General features: G+C 33.9%; 16 protein-coding genes. 6 read left to right on the plus strand and 10 right to left on the minus strand.

Annotation, left to right across the window (positions count from 1 at the left end; translation table 11 throughout):
• The 10 genes from QZN45_RS08705 to QZN45_RS08750 form a co-directional block, all read right to left on the minus strand.
• Window positions 1-9,297 (minus strand): right-handed parallel beta-helix repeat-containing protein (locus QZN45_RS08705; protein ID WP_296812482.1); only part of this gene is annotated, 9,297 nt, incomplete at its 3' end.
• 149 nt (window positions 9,298-9,446) lie between these two features.
• Window positions 9,447-12,143, minus strand: coding sequence for an alanine--tRNA ligase (alaS, locus tag QZN45_RS08710; protein ID WP_296812484.1), 2,697 nt, complete (start codon window positions 12,141-12,143; stop codon window positions 9,447-9,449).
• Window positions 12,144-12,383: 240 nt separating this feature from the next.
• On the minus strand, window positions 12,384-12,692 hold the full coding sequence (gene rpl12p, locus QZN45_RS08715) for a 50S ribosomal protein P1 (RefSeq protein WP_292882509.1): 309 nt from the start codon (window positions 12,690-12,692) through the stop codon (window positions 12,384-12,386).
• Window positions 12,693-12,754: 62 nt separating this feature from the next.
• The gene (locus tag QZN45_RS08720; protein ID WP_292882511.1) at window positions 12,755-13,765 is read right to left on the minus strand and encodes a 50S ribosomal protein L10; all 1,011 of its coding nucleotides are present in this window, start codon (window positions 13,763-13,765) and stop codon (window positions 12,755-12,757) included.
• Window positions 13,765-14,403 (minus strand): 50S ribosomal protein L1, encoded by a 639-nt coding sequence (locus QZN45_RS08725; RefSeq protein WP_292882514.1) that lies wholly within the window; start codon window positions 14,401-14,403, stop codon window positions 13,765-13,767. The genes QZN45_RS08720 and QZN45_RS08725 overlap by 1 nt, the downstream gene beginning before the upstream one ends.
• A gap of 179 nt (window positions 14,404-14,582) precedes the next feature.
• The gene (locus QZN45_RS08730; protein WP_292882517.1) at window positions 14,583-15,065 is read right to left on the minus strand and encodes a 50S ribosomal protein L11; all 483 of its coding nucleotides are present in this window, start codon (window positions 15,063-15,065) and stop codon (window positions 14,583-14,585) included.
• Window positions 15,065-15,535: a transcription elongation factor Spt5 gene (locus tag QZN45_RS08735; RefSeq protein ID WP_292605964.1), complete on the minus strand. Its 471-nt coding sequence runs from the start codon at window positions 15,533-15,535 to the stop codon at window positions 15,065-15,067. Before QZN45_RS08735 ends, QZN45_RS08730 begins: the two co-directional genes overlap by 1 nt.
• A 256-nt stretch (window positions 15,536-15,791) precedes the next feature.
• A complete protein-coding gene (locus QZN45_RS08740) occupies window positions 15,792-15,971 on the minus strand; it encodes a protein translocase SEC61 complex subunit gamma (RefSeq protein ID WP_292882519.1) in 180 nt (59 codons plus the stop codon).
• Between the two features lie 133 nt (window positions 15,972-16,104).
• The gene (gene ftsZ, locus QZN45_RS08745) at window positions 16,105-17,241 is read right to left on the minus strand and encodes a cell division protein FtsZ (RefSeq protein ID WP_292605969.1); all 1,137 of its coding nucleotides are present in this window, start codon (window positions 17,239-17,241) and stop codon (window positions 16,105-16,107) included.
• 121 nt (window positions 17,242-17,362) lie between these two features.
• Window positions 17,363-17,935: a pyruvate kinase alpha/beta domain-containing protein gene (locus QZN45_RS08750; protein ID WP_292882521.1), complete on the minus strand. Its 573-nt coding sequence runs from the start codon at window positions 17,933-17,935 to the stop codon at window positions 17,363-17,365.
• A 79-nt stretch (window positions 17,936-18,014) separates the two neighbouring features.
• On the opposite strand from QZN45_RS08750, the gene QZN45_RS08755 reads away from it, so the two are divergent.
• The 6 genes from QZN45_RS08755 (at window position 18,015) to QZN45_RS08780 (ending at window position 24,185) form a co-directional block, all read left to right on the plus strand.
• Complete coding sequence (locus tag QZN45_RS08755) at window positions 18,015-18,881, plus strand: coenzyme F420-0:L-glutamate ligase (protein WP_292882524.1); 867 nt, start codon at window positions 18,015-18,017, stop codon at window positions 18,879-18,881.
• Between the two features lie 137 nt (window positions 18,882-19,018).
• Complete coding sequence (locus tag QZN45_RS08760; protein WP_296812487.1) at window positions 19,019-20,914, plus strand: nucleoside-diphosphate sugar epimerase/dehydratase; 1,896 nt, start codon at window positions 19,019-19,021, stop codon at window positions 20,912-20,914.
• Window positions 20,911-22,110 carry a DegT/DnrJ/EryC1/StrS aminotransferase family protein gene (locus QZN45_RS08765; RefSeq protein ID WP_296812488.1) on the plus strand — a complete coding sequence of 400 codons (1,200 nt, stop codon included), beginning with the start codon at window positions 20,911-20,913 and terminating at the stop codon, window positions 22,108-22,110. The genes QZN45_RS08760 and QZN45_RS08765 overlap by 4 nt, the downstream gene beginning before the upstream one ends.
• A 143-nt stretch (window positions 22,111-22,253) precedes the next feature.
• Window positions 22,254-22,775, plus strand: a complete 522-nt coding sequence (gene tfe, locus QZN45_RS08770) for a transcription factor E (RefSeq protein WP_292882533.1) — start codon at window positions 22,254-22,256, stop codon at window positions 22,773-22,775.
• Between the two features lie 7 nt (window positions 22,776-22,782).
• Window positions 22,783-23,274, plus strand: coding sequence for a TIGR00295 family protein (locus QZN45_RS08775; protein ID WP_292605999.1), 492 nt, complete (start codon window positions 22,783-22,785; stop codon window positions 23,272-23,274).
• A gap of 2 nt (window positions 23,275-23,276) precedes the next feature.
• Window positions 23,277-24,185, plus strand: a complete 909-nt coding sequence (locus tag QZN45_RS08780; RefSeq protein ID WP_296812490.1) for a DUF5591 domain-containing protein — start codon at window positions 23,277-23,279, stop codon at window positions 24,183-24,185.
• Window positions 24,186-24,269 lie beyond the last annotated feature (84 nt).

A 24,269-nucleotide genomic window follows, 5' to 3' on the forward strand; every position in this document is an offset into this window, starting at 1 on the left:
TTCACCATAAACAACATCAGAAGAATAAACTAAAACATCATTAACAGCCTTATCCACAATTATTGTAATACTATCACTGGCAGGAGCATAATTAGCATCACCAGAATAATTAGCATAGATTACATAAGATCCAGCATTCAAACCAGACAATACAAATGACTCATTAACGTTTAAAACTTTGATTATTGAACCATTAGCAAATTTATATATTACACTTCCAGTTGCATCACTTGGAATGGACTGAGTAATGTTAATCACATCACCATAAACAATCTCAGTAGTATTAGCAATAATATTGAAATTAGTTCCGGTTTGAGCAACTTCAAAAGCAGTTTCATTATTTGCAGAGTTGTAATTGTCATCACCTTCAAAGCTTACGAAAGCAGTGTAGTTGCCGACATTCAAGATTCCAACATCGAAACTTCCAATACCATTTTTAACAGTTACTGATGTTCCATAATTACCAATAACTATGTTGTACTCACCATCAACACTGGCAAATACATTACCAGTAACATCAGCTGTGTAAACCTTATCAAAAATTTCAACAGTTAAAGTAACATTCGCTTTAGAAACAGTAAATGGAGCAGCAGATATGTTATTTTCATAATTATCATCCACATACTCAACAGCAATATCATAACTGCCTGCATTTAAAGTAGCTTCAACATTACCCTCACCATTTATAACATTAACAATGAGTCGTTTATCACCAACAACAACAGCATACTCACCATCAACATCGGCAAACACAACAATAATAGAGTTTTCACCATAAACAACATCAGAAGAATAAACTAAAACATCATTAACAGCCTTGCCAACATTTATTGTAATACTATCACTGGCAGGAGCATAATTAGCATCTCCACTGTAATTAGCATAGATTACATAAGATCCAGCATTCAAACCAGACAATACAAATGACTCATTAACGCCCACAACTTTAATTATTGTTCCATTTGCTAATGTATAGGTTACACTTCCAGTTGCATCACTCGGAAGGCTTTGAGTAATGTTAATCACATCACCATAAACAATTTCAGAAGCATTAACAATAATGTTAACGTTAGTTCCAGTTTGTGTCACTTCGAAAGCAGTTTCATTATCTGCAGAGTTGTAATTATCAGTACCATTAAAGCTTACAGATGCAGTATAGTTACCTACATTCAATATTCCAACATCAAAGCTACCAACACCATCCTTAACAGTGACTGGCGCTTCAAAATTACCAATAACTACTTTGTATTCACCATCAACACTAGCAAATACATTACCACTAACATTAGCAGTATAAACTTTATCTAAAACCTCAACACTCACAGCAACATTCGCTTTAAATACTGTAAATGAATCGTCTATTGTGTAGATATCATAATTGTCATCAGTAAAATTGATTTTGGCAGTATAATCACCTGCATCAAGAGTAATAGTGCCTACTCCTTGGCCATTAACAACATTAACAACCAATTCTTTATCACCTATATTTACAGTGTAGTTACCATCAACATCAGAACCCACATTAACAATGGATAATTCCCCATAAACAGAATCATCAACTGAAACTGTCAGAACAATTGATGCCTTCAGGACCCTGAATGATTTGGAATCACTGCTTGCAGTCACGTTGAATGTTTCAATATTAGTGACATTAACAGTATAATCTCCTGCATCCAAATCAGTAATCAAAACACTGTAATCAGTTTCATTTTCATCATAAACAATATTTCCATTCGCATCAGTTATCTTAACATTTACAACAGTCGGGTTTTCAACTTCAAATCCTATTAAAACATTTTCACCATAAACAACATCTTTTACATCATTTAATGTAATGTTTGAATCATATTTGAAAACAGTGAAATTACTTACAGAATAATTTCCAAACACATTTTCTGTTTCCAAATTAGTCACATTGACAGTATAGTACCCTGCAGGCAAACCGGAAACAGTGACATTGAAAATATTTGCGTTTTCTTCATGATAAACAATATTTCCCAGTGCATCCATAATAACAATATCAATTATTCCAGGGACATAAACATAATATTCAATGAATACATCATCACCAACATAAACAGAAGAGATATTATCAATATCAACTGTGGAATTGCCTTTAAATATAGTGAAATTCATTGAAACACTGCAACCTGTGATGTTCTCATCACCAGGATTAATAATCTCAATTGAATAACTGCCAAGAGTTAAATTACCTAACCTATATAGGAAATAACCATAATCATTAGTTAAATTTCCACCGGAAATTTCATTACCATTACTGTCACAAACAACAACGTAAACATCTGTAAGATTGTCCCCATCAAATTCCACATCGAAATAATAACCCCATGGAAGAGTATCATTGAAGTATATAATATCAATTATTGAATTTGCCTTAGATATGGTGAATGCTTTTGTATAATTGCTTCCAGCAACGTTATCAGTTTTTAAATTGCTTGCAAATAAAACGTATTCACCGGCAGACAAATCAGGCATTGGCAGGTAATCTTCTTCTATGATTTCATTGAAAACTATTTTACCGGTTTTATCTCTAATTTCAACAACAACAGTTGTACGATTATCAACAATAACGTCAACTTCCACATCATCACCATAGACATAATCATCCAAACCCTCAACAACAATTGAAGAACCGACTTTTAAAACATTGAACACTTTAAAATCACTGCTGTAAGATGTACTGTCAGATTCTTCAACAGAAAGTGTAATGTTATAACGACCACTGTCAAAATACAAATCAGAAATTGAAGTGTTTGTTGATGTGAAATTATATTTAACATCACCAGTAGCCAAATCGCGAATAACCACATGGACATCTGAAGCATTAACAACCTCATATGTTATTAAAACATCATCATAGAAATAATCAGACACATCATCAACTTTAACTAATGATTTAACTTTCAACACATCAAATACCATTGAATCGGAAGAAGTTTCATGATTATTATCACCCACATTGGTTACGGTAAGATTATAGGAACCTGCAAGCAAATTAACATAAAGACAATCACCATGAACGCTCATGTTTACAATAACTTCCCCTGTCTTTAAATCAACGATTTTTGCAGTGACATTAGTCCTATTGGATACAGTAAAGTTTATCCTATAATCATTAAAAGCATAGATAGAATCAACCTTATCTACAATAACAACATCAGATCCAATTTTATAAACTTCAAATGTTGCAATAACAGAACTGGATTCATATTCCTCGTCGCCCACATTGATGTATGTTAATGTGTATACTCCGGCATCCAATGATTCGACACTAAGCTCTGTCATATCGCCTGTTTGTCTGAAAATAACCTCCCCGGAAGCATCACTAATTTCAATAACTGCACCTGTAAAGTTAGTACACTCCACTTTAACGTTTAAAACTTCACCAGAGGTAATGTTATCCAATGAAACAATATTAACACTGGATGAAAACTTAGAAACATTCAATATGACATGATCAGAACTATAATCAGAAAGTGAATCAATTACAGAAGCATTAACTTCATGTTCACCACAAGGATAACAATAAACATTCAAAATCCAAACAGTACCCTGTGAACTTTCATTATAGTCAATTGTTGGATAAATATTAAATTCCAAATCATTGACCTTAATAATATTGCCGTTGTCATCATAAACTGTAGCGTTTAAAGTCAAATTATCATAGATTAACAAATCATAATACTTTTCACCTGGAATAGCAATTCTGGTTTTTGAAGTTATAGTACCCTCATTATCAATGTATTGAGATTTGCTTAAGATATTTTTGGATAAATATAACTCAGAATCTATTGATACGAAAATTGGATTGATTAAATTAACCTCATTAAATTTGGAGGAGTGAATCTCAGCAGTGGAATCAATCAAGCCAACACAATAAGAACCTACATCACTGCCTTTGAAACTAGTATTGTTAACTGTCAAAGTACTATAAAATGCGTTAATAATATTTGTATTATTTATAAATGTGGAATCTGAAATGAAAACGTCATAAGCAGATTTCAAATCAACAACATTAGAATTATTGAGGAAATAACAACCCACAATTTCCGCAGTACCATCAACAACAGATATCACATCAGCGTTACTGATAAATGAAACATTATCGAAAGCAGCATATCCCCCATCAACAGAAACAGTATTTTTGGAATTAACAATAGACACATCATATACGGCAACATATTCTCCAGCAATATTAAACACACCGGCTTTATTTAAAGCATCAATGACATGCCCGTCACCATCAATCTCAATGTGTGATTTATTAATTAAAATTCCACCCTTAAGTTTCTCATCATAATCATAATACCTGTAGTCATGCTGCAAAACAACTTTACCATTAGCATTATTGATTAATTTCTGAAGAGCAGTAAATGAATCCTCATCACAACTTACATTAAAGTAAAACTCTTCATTGACATTATAACAGGACATTTCCAGATAACCTGGCCCAATACCGTCGCCGATAAACTCTAATTCGGCAACACCATCAATCAGTGTGGCCTCAGAAACATTGATGTCTCCACCAACACAGGACAAGTCAAAAGTGACTGGAATTATACCAGTGAAAGTGGAATTAGTTCCTTTAGTTGCATCATACATATTGGTCAAGTTAAGAGTAATGATTGCCTTATCACCAACAAACAAGTCGAATTTGGACACATCAACTGTTAAAAACAACCAGTTATTTAACTCAACCTGGTCACCTTCAACAACAGGAGCAACATCATAATCATCAATTGTATTACCAAACCAGTTTTCATTCGCAGCAAACCAGAACGGACAATAAATTACAGAACCTGTTGAATTTAAAACAATTGAACTGGACAACTTATCGCCAGAAGCATTGGAATATATAACACTACCATTTTCCGCATAACCATTAACCAAAATGAAATTATACAATTCAATGGAATTAGTAGTAAGATTAAATAAACGGGCCTGATTTGCACCGTCAATCACATGACCATTACCATTGACCATCAAACTTTTATTAATCACAATACCATTCTTAAGATCACCATCAAAGTTAGGGTAATATTTATAAGACCTGTTTAAGACTATACTATCATAAACACTTGCGTTATTGATAATTTCCTGCAATTTTGTAAATGAATCTTCAGGAACAGTAACCACATTAAATGTAACTGTTTTATTAAATGAATAATATTTGAAATCAACACTTCCCACACCCTCATTAACAGGCATGTAAGACGCATTGCCTTTACCGTCAACCAATTCCAACTTATCCAAAGCTACAGCATTATTGACAGATGAAACATCGAAACAAACAGCAGGCAGATTAGTTTCCACATCATAAACCTTCCTAGAGGTACGGTCATAAGCATTATTCAGACTAACATTAATGACTGCGGATTCATCTATTTTTAAAAGAGTACTGTTGGCATTTACATCCAAAAACAACCATCTGTTCAAGTTAACACTTGATTCGACATTAGGTTTAACATTGTAATTTTCATTGGTGCTTCCAAACCAGTTATAATCCGCATAAACACTGTCCTTGTGACCTGATGCAATGTCATAAAGACAGTTATTATCTAGGAAAATTGAATAATGAACATCAACAGCATGAACCTTCGGATTGCCCACAACATTAATAACACCATCAATTCCCCTATTTGATATAAACAATGATTTATAAATTCTATTTAACTTATCAGAACGAGCATGGATAAAAATGGCAGCACCATTTTTAGCAGAATTATTTGCAAATACTCCACTAATTGATACATCAGACCACTCAGAATAAATTGCACCACCAAGTATAGCAGTATTATTCACAAATATTGAGTCAATGACAACATTATTGGATTGGTCAATAAAAATTGCTCCTCCATAACCTAAAAGATTATTGTTCTTAATGAATGTTGAATGGATAACAACATTATTAGAGCTACCTATCTTAATCGCAGCTCCACTAATACTCCTGGAGCTAAGAGTGTTATTAATAAATGTTGAATTAATCAAAACATTGTCTGCATAAATTTCAATTGCCGCATTATGACTAGAGTAACTGTTAATAAAAGTAGCATTTAAAATTTGAACATTGCCTGCTGTGATTCTAGCAATAGCAACCATACCATTAGCATCTATTGTAAAACCGTTACCATTCAATATCAATGGTTTATCAATGCATATATGTTTGAGTTTGAAGTCGCAAACAGACATATACTCATAGTTGCATGTCAAGTTTAAAACAGAACCTGCACTGTTAATCTGATACTGCAAATCTGTAAAAGAACCCGGCAAGTAATTAATAACAGAAAATAAAAAATTATTAGACATATAACTCAAGGTCACAACATCCTGTGAATCAAAGTCATAATTCATCACACCCACACCGGAGATAACATCCACATATCCAACGACACCACCTAAAGAGGAAACATTGAAACCAATATTCAGAGCAGTGTTGTTTTCAAGTTCTTGGGAATTTGCATTGTAAACTTTAAGATAAACAAACTTTGTACCAAATGTGTTTACACCGTTTACAAGGTCTAAAACCATCCAATTATCTAAGTCAACATTAAAGTCAGGTTTTACACTATAATTATATATGGTATTTCCGAACCAGTTGTAATCATAACTTGCACGTGCAGGATCACCCATCTTAAAATTATGCATATCAGTGAAACTATTATTCAAGAAAATATTATGAACAAAGTTAAAGGATTCACAACGGTAACCCTCCATAAGACAATTAGCATCATTTCCAATAAATTCACAGCGAATTATTGATACATCAGGCCCCCCATAAGAATCAAAGATGAACATGGAAGAATCAGAACTGCAATTATAAAATTTAGAATTTATAATTGAAATTACACCTGCGGTAATTCTAAGCAGCTCTAAACCATTTCCACAATTGTTGAATGTACAATTCTCAATGAAAAGATTTCCATTGGCTTTATAAATATTTTTGATATTGACAAAATTGATGTTTTTCAAGGTCAAATCCTTAGCAAAGCCCCCCTCTAATAATGAAGCAGTATTTTTTCCATCAATAGTATGACCATTACCGTCAATGACAAACTCCTTATTGAAAAAAATTCCATTGATTAATTTTTTATCGCAAATATCCATATACTCGTAATCTGAGGTTAAATTCAGAACAGAACCTGCATTGTCAATATCCCACTTTAGATTGGATAGGGAACGATTATAAATAGTTAAAGTCTTACCATAATTTAAATCGATTTTATGAGACCATCCCTTTGTTGAAATAGTAACAGCAGTATTTCCCTCAACTAATGGAACAATAAAATCACTAACCCTATGAAAAGTCATTGTATTTTGATTTGAAACAGTATTGGTGAATTTCAAATCAAACACCAATGGATAATAAGGAGAAAGACCACCATCACGCACATTTTGTAGCCACATTTCAACAACTGCAGCAAGTGCTGATTTCGTATAATCATACTTAACAGTATAGTAAAGATAATTCCAATCATTTTCAAGGTTCACTTTCTTATTAACATCGGGTTTGGTATCTTTATTGCTGGCTAAATTACCCCACCAATTTTTTGAAGCAGAAAAACTGCATGAAGAGTAAATTGCGTTCTTAGGACTGTTTCCTAAAATAATGGAACCTTTGAGACTACAATAACTGGAATCACAATAAATATCATAACCTTTTTTAGCAGAGTTGCCCGTAAAAGCGGATGAATCAATTTTTGTATATCTTGCATTGATATAAACAGCACCACCTTCATCCTTAGCATTATTGTTTGTAAACAAGGAATTCTTTATTGAATTATATCTTGCTTCAACATAAATGGCTCCACCGTCATCATCAGCGGAATTGGAATCAAAAACACAACCATCAACAACATTATTTTTAGAATCAAGATATATTGCTCCACCTTTGTCATTGGCATGATTTTTAGTAAAGATGCAACCAATAAACTTAAGATTAGGACATGTGGATTCCGAATATGCTGCACCACCCTGTTCTGATACCTTATTGCCAGTAAAATTACAATATGAAATAGTTCCTCCATTAATATTTTTAGAGAAAAATATTGCACCACCATATTTACAGTAATGTTCATTGCCAACATATCCATTATTATTGAATGAACACCTAGTTATTTGAATAGAAGTTTTAGGAGTTTCCTGGTTATTCATCACAAATATTGCACCACCCTGGTTATAACGACCAGTCCCCAGGTAATTAGAATCAAAAATACAATCCTCAATTCTAGTATTCTCACCGTTAACTGATATTGCACCCCCAATACGGTCAGCATGATTGCCAATGAATGTGCATCCTTTAACTAAAACACCATCAGCCGCCTTAAAAACATAAATGGCACCCCCATGCTTAAAACTCTCCACATTAATGCCTCTTCCAGCACGATTATTAACAAAAACTGAATCTATTATTTTGGCCTGACTCCTCGCTACATATACTGCACCGCCATCTCCTGCAGTACAATTTTCAAAACGACAAGATTTAACAGTAATCGGAGCACTAGAATAAATGGCACCACCCGAACTAGATGCACCAGAAAATATTTGAGAAAAAGTCTCCATTTTAACAACTTTAGTTCTAGGAAAAGCAACACAATTTGTAAAAGTACAATTAATAATATATGATTCATACTTCCCACTTACAACAATTGCACCTCCATTATTCCCATTCTCCGGTTTTGTAAAATTACAATTGGAAATTATAAAAGGACCCGCTGCCTTAGTATTTTTAATAATTCCATTTATTCCATTTATAAAATTAATATTTTTTATTTGCAAGTAGGCTGATGAGGGAGGATGATTTATTTTAAAAGCATATGCATAAACGAAAATAGTATGTCCCCTACCATCAAGTGTAATCGCTTTCGTAAATTCAATAGTATGAGAAGAACCTAGACGTATATTGTAATCCTTATCCAAGGTTACTGTTGAGCCCGGTTTAGCATCTTTAATTAACTTCGCCAATTCATCAGAAGTTCCCATTTTTGAATCAGATAACTGATCATCATTACTTACATTTAAAACTTCTTCCCCACCGGAAAATCTGAGTTTCGAATCATCTTCTTGAGAAGAAGTATAATTATCCTTTATTGAAGAATCATCATTGACAGCACATAAAGCATCCACCTGAAAATCAGATCCCTCCAAACTTAATCCATCATTTTCCAAATTCGTTGCATTGTCCATTTCATTTGCGCTAACAAACGATACTGAACACATCAATACCAAAATGGCAATGACAAACATAATCTTATAATTCTTGATAAATTCTACCCCCATTAAATATAATATGAGATGTATTTTTATGAAAGAAAGTATATATAAATTAGGTTAAAAAAACAATATTTTCAAAAAAAAATAATAAAAATGAAGAAAAATACATCAGAGTAGTATTTCGTTTGATTAAAAAAAAAAGAAGGATAAAATAATTATCCTTTTATTAAATTAACAGCAGTTTGGATAGCTTCATCCATTTTATCTGCGTTTTTACCTGCACCTTGTGCTAAAGTTAAGCGACCACCGCCGCCACCACCTAAAACACCTGCGGCAGTTTTTATAATTTTATTGATTTTTATATCATTGTCAATTGCATTCTGGGAAGCTGCTCCAACAATTTTACCATCACCGTTTCCCATAATAACTACATCCGCCTTTCCATTATCGGTAAAGTCAGTAGCTATTTTTTGAAGTTCCTTAATGTCTGTTTCCATTTTCTCGGAAATTACCTTCAAGCCATTGATTTCAACAAAGTCATCAGCAAGAGAATTCATTTTAAGTGATGCGATTTCTGATTTCAAACGATCAATCTCATTTTTCTGTGATTTCCATTCACTGAAGAACCTGTCACAAGTTTTTGGCAATTGATTGTTTTCAACTTTGAAAATAGCTGAACTTTCCCTTAGCAATTCATTATCATGTTGCATTGAATCGATTGCAGCAAGACCTGCTGAGAAATCAATCCTTTCAACACCATCCTGAACCCTTTCGGTTTTGTTGATTTTGATTGGTCCGACTACACCAGTTCTTAAGACATGTGTACCTGCACAGGCCTGTACATCAACGCCAGGAACTTTTACAACACGAATCATTTTGCCTGGAACGATACCCCCTTGGTAAAGTACGAATCCATACAATTCCTGAGCTTCATCACGGGTATGGAACTGGATGTCCAAGTCAATGTTGTCCATCACATATTCATTGGCAAGCTTTTCAATTTCATTCAGCTCTTCCTGTGTGATGCGCTTGTAGTGTGACAAGTCAATACGTGCTCTTGTTAATCCATTTTGTGATCCTGCCTGCCAAACGTGCTGACCCAGTACTTTTCTTGCAGCTGCAATGACCAGGTGAGTTCCTGTGTGGTGGCGTGCAAGAGTTATTCTTCTTGTCCAGTCAAGTTTTCCTGTGACTTTTTTGCCAACAACATCATCAGAAATGTCTTCATCTACATGATGCAATACAACATTATCAATCTTTTCAGCATGCTTCATGTTAATGTCATTTCCATCGATGGAAACTAAACCTATGTCTGAAGGTTGACCCCCTCCTTCAGGGTAAAATACTGTTTTATCGAAGATTAAACATTTGTCTCCATCTTTTTCAACTACGCCCAAAATTTCCGCTTCAAATTCTTTTTGGTAGAAATCTTTATAGAACAACAAATCGGTTTCAGGGAAGTCTAGTTCAAATGTGGATTTTTTATTAGAAGTGTCCTTTTCGTGAGCTCCTGCAACTTGAGTAAAGAAGTTATCCGGAACATTGACTGTGAAATCCTTGCCCGCCATTTCAACAACAGTTTCAGGAGGTATTCCATGAGCATCATATAAATCTATTAACATTTCAAGAGGCATTTCAGATTTGCCTTCTTTTTTAAGTCTTTTGATTGATCTTTTAACAATGCTTTTTCCTTTTTTGACTGTTGCGGCATAACGCTCTTCTTCCAAGGTAATGATATTCATGATATGTTCTTCTGAGTCACGAATTTCAGGGTAAAATTTAGATAGGAAATCCAGTTGAATGGCCATTACATCAGCCAATGATTCCTTCATGTTCAAATCCTTCATGAACCTGATTGTTCTTCTTAACACCAAACGTGCAAGGTAACCCTCTTTAACATTGGAAGGGATAATGCCATCAGCAATCATGAAAGCCAAACATCTGGTATGGTCTGCAATGATATAGATTGCTTCCATCGGTTCAGCTGCTTTTAAATAATCTTCCAAGGAAAGGTTTAAGCTGTCCGCCACTTGCTGCCTTAATTCCTTTAAATCACCTATATCTTCGATATCCATCATTCCTGCAATCTGGGCGTTTCTTCCCTGGATATCCTCATTGATTTCAACACCAGTCAATTCTTTCAATTTATCAACAACAGGTGCAAAACATGCATCATAGGCAGTTGGAGTTCCCTGTGAAATCCATGCAATACGTTCGAGACCATAACCAGTATCAACAACCTTGATTGGAATTTCCTTTTTGTCCCCGTTTTCAAGGGTTTCATATTGGATGAAAACCAATGTTGCAAGTTCCACCCCTCTGCAGCAGACTTCGTAGCATGGCCCTTCGTTACCTCCGCCGCTCCACCATGATTTGATGAATGTAATCTCTTCAGTGTTGATGCCAATGTGTTCAAAGAATTTATGACACAATTCGATTGTACGGTCTTCCCAGTAAATGAAATCATCTTCCTTGTTGATTACAGTATGGGTTCCCATTGTAAAGCAGGTCATGTGACGGCCTGTTCTTCCGACATTGTCAACATCATTAAGTCTGATTGAAGGTTGAGCCATTTCAATAGGATTTGCAGGTGGCTTAACAAGGCCTGAGGTAATCCATGGCTGGAAACAGAAGATTGATGCGCCAACTAAAAATACGTCATCTCTCCATCTTTTTGCAAGTACTGGGTACCTGTGGACATGTGTATGTCCTTCGCTTTCTAAAAATTCTCTAAAAACTTTCTGGATTTCATATAAATTGTATGGCTTATCAGTAGCAGGATTTGCAATAAACTCATACTCATCACATGGAGCATCTCCACAAGTATCCCTATCAACTTGGGAGTAAAACTCCTGTCCGCAAGTTTTACATGTTTGTTTTTTATAACCAAGTTCATCAAAAATTTCTACCATATGAATCAGTTCTAATCATTTATTAGTATAAAATATGTTTTTTGTTTAATAAATAATTAATGAAAATCAATTAATGATTACTTAAAAGCTTTCCAAATTCCAGGATAAAAAACATTGAAAAACAGCAAATACACAATTAAAAAAATCAAGAGAAATAAACTTAAAAATCAGATAATTAGTAAAAATAGTCAATTAACAAAAAAAAGAATAAAAAAAAGAAAGGTGATAGATTTAAAAAATCTATCCGAAGAGAGCACCTAATCCAGCTGCTGCTTCTTCTTCAGAAGCTTCTTCTTCTTCCTCTTCTTCTTCCTCTTCTTCTTCAGCTGCTTCAGCTGCTGCAGGAGCTGCAGCTGCAGGAGCTGCGGATGCAACAGCTGCGGTTTCGATAGCTTCTTCGATGTCAACATCTTCTAAAGCTGCGATTAATGCTTTAATTCTAGCATCATCAGCGTCGATACCTGCTGCTTCAATAATACCTTTAACATTTTCTTCGTTAATATCTTTTTCTGCACTGTGCAAAATCATTGCCGCATATATATATTCCATGTTATCACCATTAGTTTTTTAAAGTGTTAGTTATTAAATAATAAAAATTTTAATTAATTAATTTAACCGAAGAGAGCTCCTAACCCAGCTGCTGCTTCTTCTTCACTACTTTCTTCTTCTTCCTCTTCTTCCTCTTCTTCAACAACTTCCTCTTCTACTACTGGAGCAGCTGCTACAGCAACATTAGAAAGTTTATCTGCTAATTCATCGTCAATTGCGCCTTCAGTATCAGCAATTGCAGAAGCAATAGCTAACATTCTAGCGTTAACAAGACCAAGAATTGGTTCTGAAGTTTTGGAAGTTAATATAGCTCCTTCTACACCAACGCTGACAGCTCTGGTATGTGCGAGAGACAATATTGTGGAAATAGTTTTTGTAGTAGGTATAGCTGCATTAACAGACAAGTTGAATGCACCTGAAAATGCTTTTTGTACATCTGCTAATGTTTGTTCTTCGTCGATTGCAAGTACATCGGAAGTATAAACAGATCCTTCTTCGTATACTGCTTTTAAATCAATTCCTACTTCCATCGGATTAATATCCATTCTTGCCAAGGTAGCTGCTACTTGTTTAGATACTTCATCACCTGCTGCAACAACAACAGTTTCTTTTTGTACGCAGATTTTACCTTTATCAATTTTTGCAGGAATTCCAACTTGTTGTAATTCACCTAAGAATGGCCCTGGTTCAAATCCAGTGTCCCCTTCAGGTACAATAATATCATCAGGAGCAATAGTTCCTGGTTTTGCAGGAGCTGATGTTTTGCTGTCTTCTAATATTTTGAACAATTTGAAAGGGTTCATTTCGGTTGCAATAATTGCAACTTGACCATCCATATGTCCAGATAAATCAACAATGTTGTTTTTATCAGCATTACAATCTTCAAGAGCTAAATCAATGAGATTCTTTTTAGACATTCTGATAACAGCTTTTTCGTTGAGGGATTTCCTCATTTCTTGGAGCTGTTTTGCAGGAATGTTCATTAAATCCACAATACCAATAACATCGTATTGATTAATGATTTCTGAAAGCTCTTTAACTTCTTCCTTTTTCCATTCAGCAACATGAGCCATTAGATCACCCTCACTACTGGTCCCATAGTTGTTTTTATAAACATGGACTTGATTTGACTTCTTCCTTTTTCTAAATTGCGGTCTAGGACTGTAAGAACAGTTTCAATGTTTTCAGCTATGTCTTCGTCTGACATGTCTTGGCTTCCAACAACAATTTGAACACTAGCTTGTTGTTTTACACCAACTTTAACAGTACTTTGTAATCTTTCTAAAAGAGGGTCAAGTTTGATACTTGCAGGCACTGGTTTTGGCATTTTTCCACGAGGACCAAGAACTGGACCTAAGAATCTACCAACGAGTGGCATCATATCAGCTTGAGCTACAAAGAAATCAACAGAATTTGCTGCTTTTTTAGCGGATTTTCTGTCTTTTCCAAACTCTTCTAAATCACTTTTGTTGATTACAAGATCGAGACCAGCATTTTTAGCTTGAACAATGAGTTCCCCATCAGCTATGACTCCGATTTTAACATCTTTGCCACGGCCGTTAGGAAGAGTAACTTCCTCATTAAACCTATTTTCTGGCTTTTTGACATCTAAGTCACGGATATTAATAATAATATCTACGGACTCAGTGAAGTTTCTCGGCTTTGATTGTTCTTTAGCCTCCTTCACCGCGTTAACTACATCTTGTGTCATATTCATCCCCCATGAACATTATTGTTCAATGGTTTACATTTGGTTTCATGAGAATCGATTACTAAGAAAAAAATTCTTAAACGATTGCATGAATTAAAAACAGTATATCAATTATAATCGCAATTATAACATCATATACACTGTATTTATTAACTTAATTAAATTTTAAAAAATGATATCTATTCTGCTAAGATATCATCATATTCTCCAGCATCTACAGCTTTTTGTGCTTCTCTTGGGTCTTTACCATCAACAGATAATCCCATACTTACACAGGTTCCCATAACTTCTTTAACACCTGCTTTGTAATCATTTGCAAGTAATGAATCGAATTTCATTCTGGTAATTTTTAAAGCAGTTTCAATAGGTAAGTCATTTACAATGTCTAAACCTGGTTCGTGAGAAGCTTTTTCGATGCCTAATTCCTCCATGATAAGTGCAGTTGTTGGTGGAGTACCGATTTCAATTTCGAAATCTTTAGTATCTCTATCAATGGTAACTTTAACAGGCACTTTCATTCCTGCAAAGTCAGCGCTTTTTTTGTTGATTTCTTCAACAACTTGCATCATGTTAATACCGAAAGGTCCTAAAGCAGGTCCTAATGGTGGTCCTGGAGTAGCAGTTCCACCTTCGATAAGAACTTCGACTGTATCTTTAGCCATCAGTCAGCCTCCTTTTGAATTATTCTAATTTGATCAGCTTTAACAGTAACCGGAATTGGTACTGCTGCTTCTATTAACTCAAGGACGACTTCTTCACGTGATTCATCAATACGAACCACTTTCGCCCTTTCACCTTTGAACGGTCCAGAAATAAGCTCAACAATACTTCCTTTCTGAATTGAGGAAATAATTGGCTCTGGTTTCAAGAATCTTTTTACTTCTTCGAAAGTAATACCAACACTACCTTCTACAACCCCTCTTAAATGTTGTACTTTTAAGTCAGGATTTCTGAGATCTATTTTTGTTGATGATTCAACTAAAATATACCCTTTTAAAGATTCTGGAACAAGAATTGATGAAATGCCTATGCCATCAATAGTTCTGGCCTTACGAGCAAGCAACCTGGCAACATTCCTTTCTTGACCTGCAGAGGTTTTAAGAGCATATATGGAACTATTAGTATCTTCCATGAAAAATTCACCTATTTTTACTAGTTAATAAAATCATACATTAAGTTAAAAGTTATTTGAAGCCTGCAATATAATTGCAGATTCTTAGGTAATTCACAAAATTGTGAAAATTGACTAAGCTATCCCCCAGCTTCCCTAGGTTCTAATAATATCAATAGCTTATAGATTTTACTTGACAGTGAAAATCTAAAACAAGATAAAATTATTACAAAATTTTATTATAATTGCCTTGGATTAAAAGAGATGATTAATAGGTTTATAATCCTATTAATGAACCGAGTAAAACTATTACAAAACCCATTACACCAATAATAACTACACCAATTGCAGAAACTTTAGCAAGTTCTCTATATTCTTGTGCATCAGGTTTTCTAGATACTTTTAATACTCTTTTACTGTCTTTAACAAATTTATCAAAACGTTCTTGTACATTCATTTTAAATACCCAAAATTAAAAAAACTATGAAGTCATAGTTTAATGAATTATAATAAAATAATAGTAATAAAATAATTTATAATTTAAACATTAATAAATGTTTGCATTTTTCAAAAAAAATAATAAGATAGAATTAGAAAATTCCATCAATAAAATCATCTAGTTGATCACTAGCTGCATCTGATTCTGAAACATCATTAGTATATTCGATATCTGGCTCATTATCAGAGTCATAATCAGATTTAATGCCTGAAACAACCACAGTGGTCCTAACAGTATTTTGAAGACTTTCATCAATTTGAGTACCCCAAATAATGTTAGCTTCAGGATCCAATTTATCAGCAACAACTTGGACAATTTTTTCAGCTTCATGTAAAGTTAAGTCAGAACTACCTGATATGTTAACTAATGCACCAGTAGCGTTTGAAATATCAATATCAAGTAATGGGCTACTTAATGCTTCATGTACAGATTCCAATGCTCTGTCGCCAGAATCAGATTCACCCATACCAATCATAGCCATTCCAGAGCCACTCATGATACTTCTAATATCTGCAAAGTCTAAACTTACAAGACCTCTTTTAGTGATTAATTCAGTAATTCCTTTAACTGCTCTTCCTAAAATTTCATCAGAAACCATGAAAGCTTTATTTAAAGGTAAGTTTGGTGCAACTTCTAATAATTTATCATTAGGGATAATAATAACGGTGTCTGCAGATTCTTGAAGTTTTTCTAAACCTTGTTCCGCATTTTCCCTTCTTTTAATTCCTTCAGCAGAAAATGGTAATGTTGCAACAGCAACAGTCAATGCACCTAATTTTTTAGCTAATTTTGAAATGATGGGAGCTGAACCAGTACCTGTTCCTCCACCAAGACCGCAGGTGACAAATACCATGTCTGCACCCACTAATTCTTCTCTGATTTCATCTTCGCTTTCTTCAGCACATTCTTCACCTACAGATGGTTCTCCACCTGCACCCAATCCTTTTGAAGTTTGTCTACCTAATAATATTTTTTTACTAGATTGGCTATAAAATAAATCTTGAGCATCAGTATTTACTGCAATTGTAGTTGCTCCTTCGATACCCATTTCATTTAATCTTGAAATAGTGTTGTTACCTGCTCCACCAGCACCAACAACGAAAATTTTAGTTTTAACACCATCCATTATACTAATAAGCTCATCATCAATATCTGAGGAGATTTTTTCGGGTGTTTTTTCTTCCATTCTTTGTTCAGATTCTTTTATTGCATCATCTATAAATTTCACAAATTAACCCCACATACTCTGCTATTAAAATAATTGTTAAATATTTCTATTGCAACTAATATTTAAATGCAACTACTTTTAAGAAAATATGGAAAAAATATATTATTATAAAATATATTAATTAATCCCTAGGCATTGCAATAATTTCATGGAATTCCAAGTCAAACAAGTTTTTAGCATTGGCAGGAGTTAAAATAACTGCACTATCAACACCATGACCTCTTCCACCAATTGCAATAATTTCTTCACCAACAGGAATTAAACCTGCATCAGCAGCCATTATTGAAATTTCAGCCGCCACTTTAATACCATGGGAAAACATTCTAAAAGTATCTGCAACCACATCCAATGGAGAATATCCACCATATTTATTAGTTACACCTCTTGCAGCCCCACTAAATGCATGTAATCCAAAGTAAGTTACAATTCCTTCATCTTCTAACTTTTTAATCATTTCATCAGAAATATCAGATTCATTAGGACCGCTAAAACCACAATGATGAGTTACATTGATGATTTTAACCTGATCACCCACAGCATCTGCAAGCTTCAATGCAGATTTTCCTGATGCAGAAGCAATAACAATATGTTTAATTTGATCAGATAATTCCAATCTATCTTTAACAGCCAAAATTAATTCATCAGTATAATCATTACCTTCCTTATCAAAATATGTTATAAACTTTCTTGACATATCGACACTTCCAAAAACTTATAAAATAAAATAACTTACTATATTAATATATTAAACAACTGGTTTTAAAAAGATTTTTATGAAGAGTGATGAACTGAAAAATATAAAACATATAATAAATGGAGATTACATCGTAATTCCCATTGAAACAGGCTACATTAAACCAAATGAAAATTTAAATTCAATAATTTATCCTGCAAAAGAATTAATGGAAGATGGCGATTATTTAGTGATAGCTGAAACACCAATTTCAGTTTCACAAAATAGATTAGTGGATGAATCCAAATACAATCCGTCATTGACTGCAAAATTTCTAACAACCTTTTGGAGCAAATATCTTTGGGGATATGTTTTGGGACCTGCCTTGGGAATCAAAGAACGAACCATCAAGAATCTTCGGAAGTTGCCGGAAGAGACAAAAGCACATAAGGAAGTGGTGCTTCAGTTATATGGAATGAAGCATGCATTGAAACCTGCTTCAGAAGCAGGAATTGATTTGAGTAATGCTCCCGGAACCTACGTTTCTCTACTCCCTGAAAATCCGGAAAAGGTTGCAAAGGAAATTAAAGATGAAATAGGAAAAGACGTTTGCGTACTTATTATTGACACCGATGCAACATATATGAAAAATGGAAAATATTTTACCGGCCTTCCCATTGCAATTGATGGAATTGAAGCCGACAAGGGATTTTTCGGATACTTCAAAGGACAACTGTCAGAAAATATGGGTTCAACACCATTAGGCTGCAGTGAAAAAATCAGCGTTGAAGAAGGTTTGAAAATTGCCAATATTGCAGAAGACTATCAGAAATCACTTTCCACAGAAATGAAAACAATACATAGTGTAAAAGCCGTTTTAGGCACAGAAATGGATGAAGTAACCGTTGAAGCATTGGATTCAATTACCCACACCCCCGCAGTGATTATCCGAAAAAGACAATTATAAACCACACCCTCAAGATAATGCCAAAATATGGACATTCAAGAAAAATTTTATATTAAATATTTTATATAAATAGAAATGCTTAAACAATAATATGAAACGATTATTTTTTAAGAGTTAAACTTAAAGGATTGGTCTTGATGAAAATAGATACGTTAGGTAAATATAGGAATTTCTTATTGCCCTTGGCAGATTGTATTGCCATCATTTTAGGGTACTATTTTGCATCTGTATTGATTACAGATTCATTTTTAATGAATCCCACAAGTGCAGTTACAAGAAATGAACTTATAATCAGTATAATATTGGCGATTATAATTTTCCAGAGTGTTTTTAGAGTTACAAAAAGATACTCCAATATTGTCAGATACGAAAATAATCAAGACTATATAATATACATACTCCTTTCAATCGTTTCAATACTAATCGTATCCGTAATTGAAGAGCTCATATTAAAAATGAAAAACCCTTCAATCAAATTTAATTTGGCTGTGAGCCTTATTATCGGTATTATCATAATAGTAATACGTTTGGTTATAAAATATATGTTATTATCAGATATTGCCAATAAAGAAATAAATTACACTCCTGAAAACAAAAAGAAACTATTAATCATCGGAGGAGGCTATTCAGCAAACGACATAATAGGCACATTGAATACTACACTAAAAGGAAGATATGAAATTATAGGAATCATCGACGATAACAGAAAACGTGTAGGATACTCTGTTGCAGGAGTAAGAATCATAGGTACCAGAAACGACATTGAAAGAATCTGTGAGAAATACAATATCGATTCAATCTTCTTTACCATAGTGAATATTGACAATAAAAATAAAAAGGAAATTCTTGAAATCTGCAGCAAGACAGGTGCTGAAATCAAAGTTCTGCCAAGTTTAAAGGAATTGATTACCCAAGAAAATCTCTACAGCAGCCTAAGAGATGTTGAAATTGAAGATTTGCTTGGAAGAGACCCTATTGAACTCGACAATAACAATATTAAAAGCCTAATCCATGGCAAAACCGTTTTGGTGACAGGCGGAGGAGGATCCATCGGTGAAGAGTTATGCAGACAGATAATGCTGCATGATCCAAAGCAATTATTAATGTTAGACATTTATGAAAACAGTTTATATAATATTGAATTGGAATTAAAAGGAAAATATCCCAATAGCGATATCAAAGCAATCATTGCAAATATTAGGGATGAACAGAGAATGTTTGACTTATTTGAAGAATTTTCTCCAGAAGTCGTTTTCCATGCCGCAGCACATAAGCACGTGCCACTAATGGAAAACAATCCTTCAGAAGCTGTTAAAAATAATGTGTTTGGAACATATAATCTAGTGAACGCATGTGACAAGTATAAAACAAAACGATTCATTTTAATCTCAACAGACAAAGCGGTCAATCCGACAAATGTAATGGGCGCAACCAAAAGAATGTGTGAAATGATTATACAAGCAAAAGACAAAGAAAGTGAAACCGAATATGTTGCCGTTCGTTTCGGAAATGTCTTAGGAAGTAACGGGTCCGTAGTGCCATTATTCAAAAGGCAAATCAAGGAGGGAGGTCCTGTAACCGTAACCCACAAAGACATTACAAGATTCTTTATGACAATACCTGAAGCCGTGGCTTTAGTATTACAGTCAATAACCTATGCAAAAGGTGGGGAAATCTTCGTATTGAATATGGGTGAGCCAGTTAAAATTTATGACCTTGCAAAAAGTCTTATTGAATTGTCCGGATTGAAACTAGGCACAGACATAGATATTGAGATAACCGGCTTAAGACCTGGAGAAAAGATATATGAAGAACTATTGATGGATGAGGAAAATCTTGAAAAGACCAATCACGAGAAGATATTTATTACAGAGCCAATGAACTTTACAATGGACGATATCCAAGTTAAATTAGATTCATTGCAATATTTGATTGATAATGACATAACCGACAAGGAACAAATCAAAAACACATTAAAAGAATGTGTTCCTACTTATAAAAGTCCTGAAGAAATTAACGGAGATAAAATATGAATATACCATTTTCACCCCCAGACATTACAGATGAAGAAATTGAAGAAGTAGTTGAAGCTTTAAAATCAGGTTGGATTACAACCGGACCAAAAACAAAAGAATTTGAAAGAAAAATAAGCGAGTACTGTGACACTGACAAGACCGTTTGTTTAAGCGCAGCAACTACCGCTTTAGAAATGACCTTGAGATTATTGGGCATTGGCAAAGGCGATGAAGTAATTGTACCTGCATATACCTACACTGCAACATGCAGCGTCATTTGTCATGTTGGAGCCACCCCAATAATGATTGACAGTCAAAAAGACAGAGAAGAAATGGATTATTCATTAATGGCAGATGCAATTACTGATAAAACAAAAGCAATAATTCCTGTTGACATTGCAGGAATATTATGCGATTATGATAAGATATTCGAAATAATTGAAGATAAAAAAGAATTATTTGAAGCCAACAATGAAATCCAGGAAATTTTTAACAGAATCATTGTTGTTGCAGACTCCGCTCACGGTTTTGGAGCAATAAAAGAAGGTAAAAAATCAGGAAGCTTAGCTGACTTCACATGCTTTTCATTCCATGCAGTTAAAAACCTGACAACCGCCGAAGGTGGAGCGGTAACCTGGAAAAACCACGACGGATTGGATAATGAAAAGGTATACAAAAAATATCAGATTCTATCCCTACACGGTCAAACCAAAGACGCCTTGGAAAAAACACAAAAGGGGTCTTGGGAATATGATATTTTAATTCCAGCGTATAAATGCAATATGACTGATGTTCAGGCAGGAATTGGTCTTGGACAAATAAAAAGATATGACTCAATGCTTACCCGAAGACATGAAATCATCGACAAGTATGATGCTGCCTTTAAAGACTCAAAAATCATAATACCAATCCATAAAACCGAATCAATGAGATCTTCCGGACATCTGTATCTCACAAGGATTGAAGGCATAACACTTGAAGAGAGAAATGAAATCATAGTTAAAATGGAAGAGAGAGGGATAAGTACAAACGTTCACTACAAACCGCTCCCATTATTAACAGCATATAAAAACCTAGGTTTTGACATTAAGGATTACCCTAATGCATACAATCTGTTTAAAAATGAATTGAGTTTGCCTATTTATTCCAAGTTAACAGATGATGAAGTTGACTACATCACAGAAAATTTACTTGACATTTTAAAAGACTATTAAATTTTAAAAAATTAGTTATATTTTTATAATAAAAAAGATATAACTAAACATTAATTTTATAAGTTATCATAATTACTATTTGTTTATTTTTTTATATTTTCAGTTTAGATAACAATATGATAATGAGATTTAGGGGAAATTAAATGATAGATGATCCATTAGTAAAGACCTTATTAACCAATGTTGTTGAAGATGAAAGCAATTTACCTATTATTCAATCTTTAATTGACGGAATTGAAACCGATGAAGAAATAGCTAAAAAAACTGGAATTAAATTAAATATTGTTAGAAAAATTCTTTACAGACTTTATGATATGGGATTAGCTAGTTATAAAAGAAGTAAAGACCCTGAAACTCAATGGTTTACATATTCTTGGAAATTTGAAACTGAAGAAGTTATTTCACGTATTAGAAAAGATTCTGAAAAATATTTGAAAATGCTGAATGATGAATTAGAACGTGAAGAAAATAATATGTTTTTCATATGCCCGCAAGGTCATGTGAGACTTGATTTTGATGAAGCTTCAGATTATGAATTCCTATGCCCTGCATGTGGCGAAGAACTAGAATTCCAAGACAACGAAGCCAACATTAAACAGCTTAAAGAAGACATTAAAATGGTTGAAAGTAATTTTAATTCCTTCAATGAAAAAGTGAAAAACTAATATGAAAATGGAAATTGAATTGCTTAAACAGGAAGGAACTCCCAATAATGTCATAGAACATTGTGAAGCTGTTTATAAAAAAGCTATGGAAATAGCTGCTAATTTTGATAATGTGGATGAAGACCTAATTAGGAAAGGTGCTTTGCTGCATGATATTGGAAGATCCAAAACACATGACATAACCCACGCAATCGAAGGAGTGAAGATTGCCCAGAATTACGGTTATGATAAAGATGTATTGAATATTATCGAAAGGCACATTGGTGCTGGAATTACTGAAAGCGAAGCAGAAAAACTTGGTCTTCCAGTGAAATCATACATTCCACAAACCCTTGAAGAAAAGATTGTTGCACATGCGGACAATCTGGTTAGTGGCAGTAAAGAAGTTGATATTGATTTTGTTATCAAAAAATGGAAAAGAAGAATTGATGATAGCGACGACAACATTGAAAGGTTGCTTAAATTAGATGAAGAATTAATTAAATCTTTTGAGGAATAAGTATGAAAGTAATATGTTCAAGTGAAGAGTCTTTATACCGCCCAGAAGCTGTAAGGTGGAGACAAAGGATGGAAATGATGAAACCTCTTGGAGACACTGTCGTTTTATTGCCTTGCAGTATGAAAAAGCCTTATTCCAATTCCAAATCACACCAAAAGTTTAGAAAAATCACAAGGTCATTTCAGGAGCTTATTGTTACATCCCCATTTGGAATCTGTCCTAGAGAGCTTGAAAATACTTTTCCAATTCAGTCATATGATGTAAGTACAACCGGCTCATGGTCACAGGATGAAATTGATGAAAGCGGAAAGCTAATCAGAAAATATTGTGAAGGGAAAACAGTTATTGCAAATCTTGCAGGAGGTTATTTGGAATCTTGTGAACAATATGTTGATGATTTTGTTAATGTTTGTGTAGATGAAAGACCAACATCACCTGATTCACTTTATAACCTAAGGATGGAACTTAAAAAGCACCAACGAGTAAACAGAAGAGAAAAGACTTTGCATGAATTACGTTCCATTGCAATGTATCAATTTGGAGAAAACGCTTATGAGTTTATTCCAGATAATGTAAAAACCAAGGGAATGTATCACAAAAGGATATTGTCTGATGGAAAGCAGTTGGCTTTACTTAATAAAGATCATGGATTATTCAGATTAAATTTACCTGGCGGAGAAATTTTAAAAGATTTGGGAATTCATATCGTCAATATTGATTTTAATTTAGAAACCAATACTGTATTTGCGCCAGGGATTAAAAAAGCAGACCACAAAATTATTCCAAATGATGAGGTTGTGGTTGTTAAAGATGACACAGTAGTGGGTGTTGGAAAAGCCATAATGACCGGCCGTGAAATGGAAGAATGCGGCAATGGAATTGGCGTGAAAATAAAACACCGAGTCAAATGAATTCAAACCATTGCCTAAAATATAAACAAAACATATATAAATGTCATTAATAATAATTATAAATACAACAAAAATAGGAGACTA

The organism is uncultured Methanobrevibacter sp., assembly GCF_900314695.1.
Lineage (GTDB): Archaea > Methanobacteriota > Methanobacteria > Methanobacteriales > Methanobacteriaceae > Methanocatella.

Coding starts and splice junctions, on each gene's coding strand:
- alaS (WP_296812484.1), bottom strand. CDS start 12,143: ATGGTAGAAATTTTTGATGAACTTGGTTATAAAAAACAAACATGTAAA.
- rpl12p (WP_292882509.1), bottom strand. CDS start 12,692: ATGGAATATATATATGCGGCAATGATTTTGCACAGTGCAGAAAAAGAT.
- QZN45_RS08720 (WP_292882511.1), bottom strand. CDS start 13,765: ATGGCTCATGTTGCTGAATGGAAAAAGGAAGAAGTTAAAGAGCTTTCA.
- QZN45_RS08725 (WP_292882514.1), bottom strand. CDS start 14,403: ATGACACAAGATGTAGTTAACGCGGTGAAGGAGGCTAAAGAACAATCA.
- QZN45_RS08730 (WP_292882517.1), bottom strand. CDS start 15,065: ATGGCTAAAGATACAGTCGAAGTTCTTATCGAAGGTGGAACTGCTACT.
- QZN45_RS08735 (WP_292605964.1), bottom strand. CDS start 15,535: ATGGAAGATACTAATAGTTCCATATATGCTCTTAAAACCTCTGCAGGT.
- QZN45_RS08740 (WP_292882519.1), bottom strand. CDS start 15,971: ATGAATGTACAAGAACGTTTTGATAAATTTGTTAAAGACAGTAAAAGA.
- QZN45_RS08750 (WP_292882521.1), bottom strand. CDS start 17,935: ATGTCAAGAAAGTTTATAACATATTTTGATAAGGAAGGTAATGATTAT.
- QZN45_RS08755 (WP_292882524.1), top strand. CDS start 18,015: ATGAAGAGTGATGAACTGAAAAATATAAAACATATAATAAATGGAGAT.
- QZN45_RS08760 (WP_296812487.1), top strand. CDS start 19,019: ATGAAAATAGATACGTTAGGTAAATATAGGAATTTCTTATTGCCCTTG.
- QZN45_RS08765 (WP_296812488.1), top strand. CDS start 20,911: ATGAATATACCATTTTCACCCCCAGACATTACAGATGAAGAAATTGAA.
- tfe (WP_292882533.1), top strand. CDS start 22,254: ATGATAGATGATCCATTAGTAAAGACCTTATTAACCAATGTTGTTGAA.
- QZN45_RS08775 (WP_292605999.1), top strand. CDS start 22,783: ATGGAAATTGAATTGCTTAAACAGGAAGGAACTCCCAATAATGTCATA.
- QZN45_RS08780 (WP_296812490.1), top strand. CDS start 23,277: ATGAAAGTAATATGTTCAAGTGAAGAGTCTTTATACCGCCCAGAAGCT.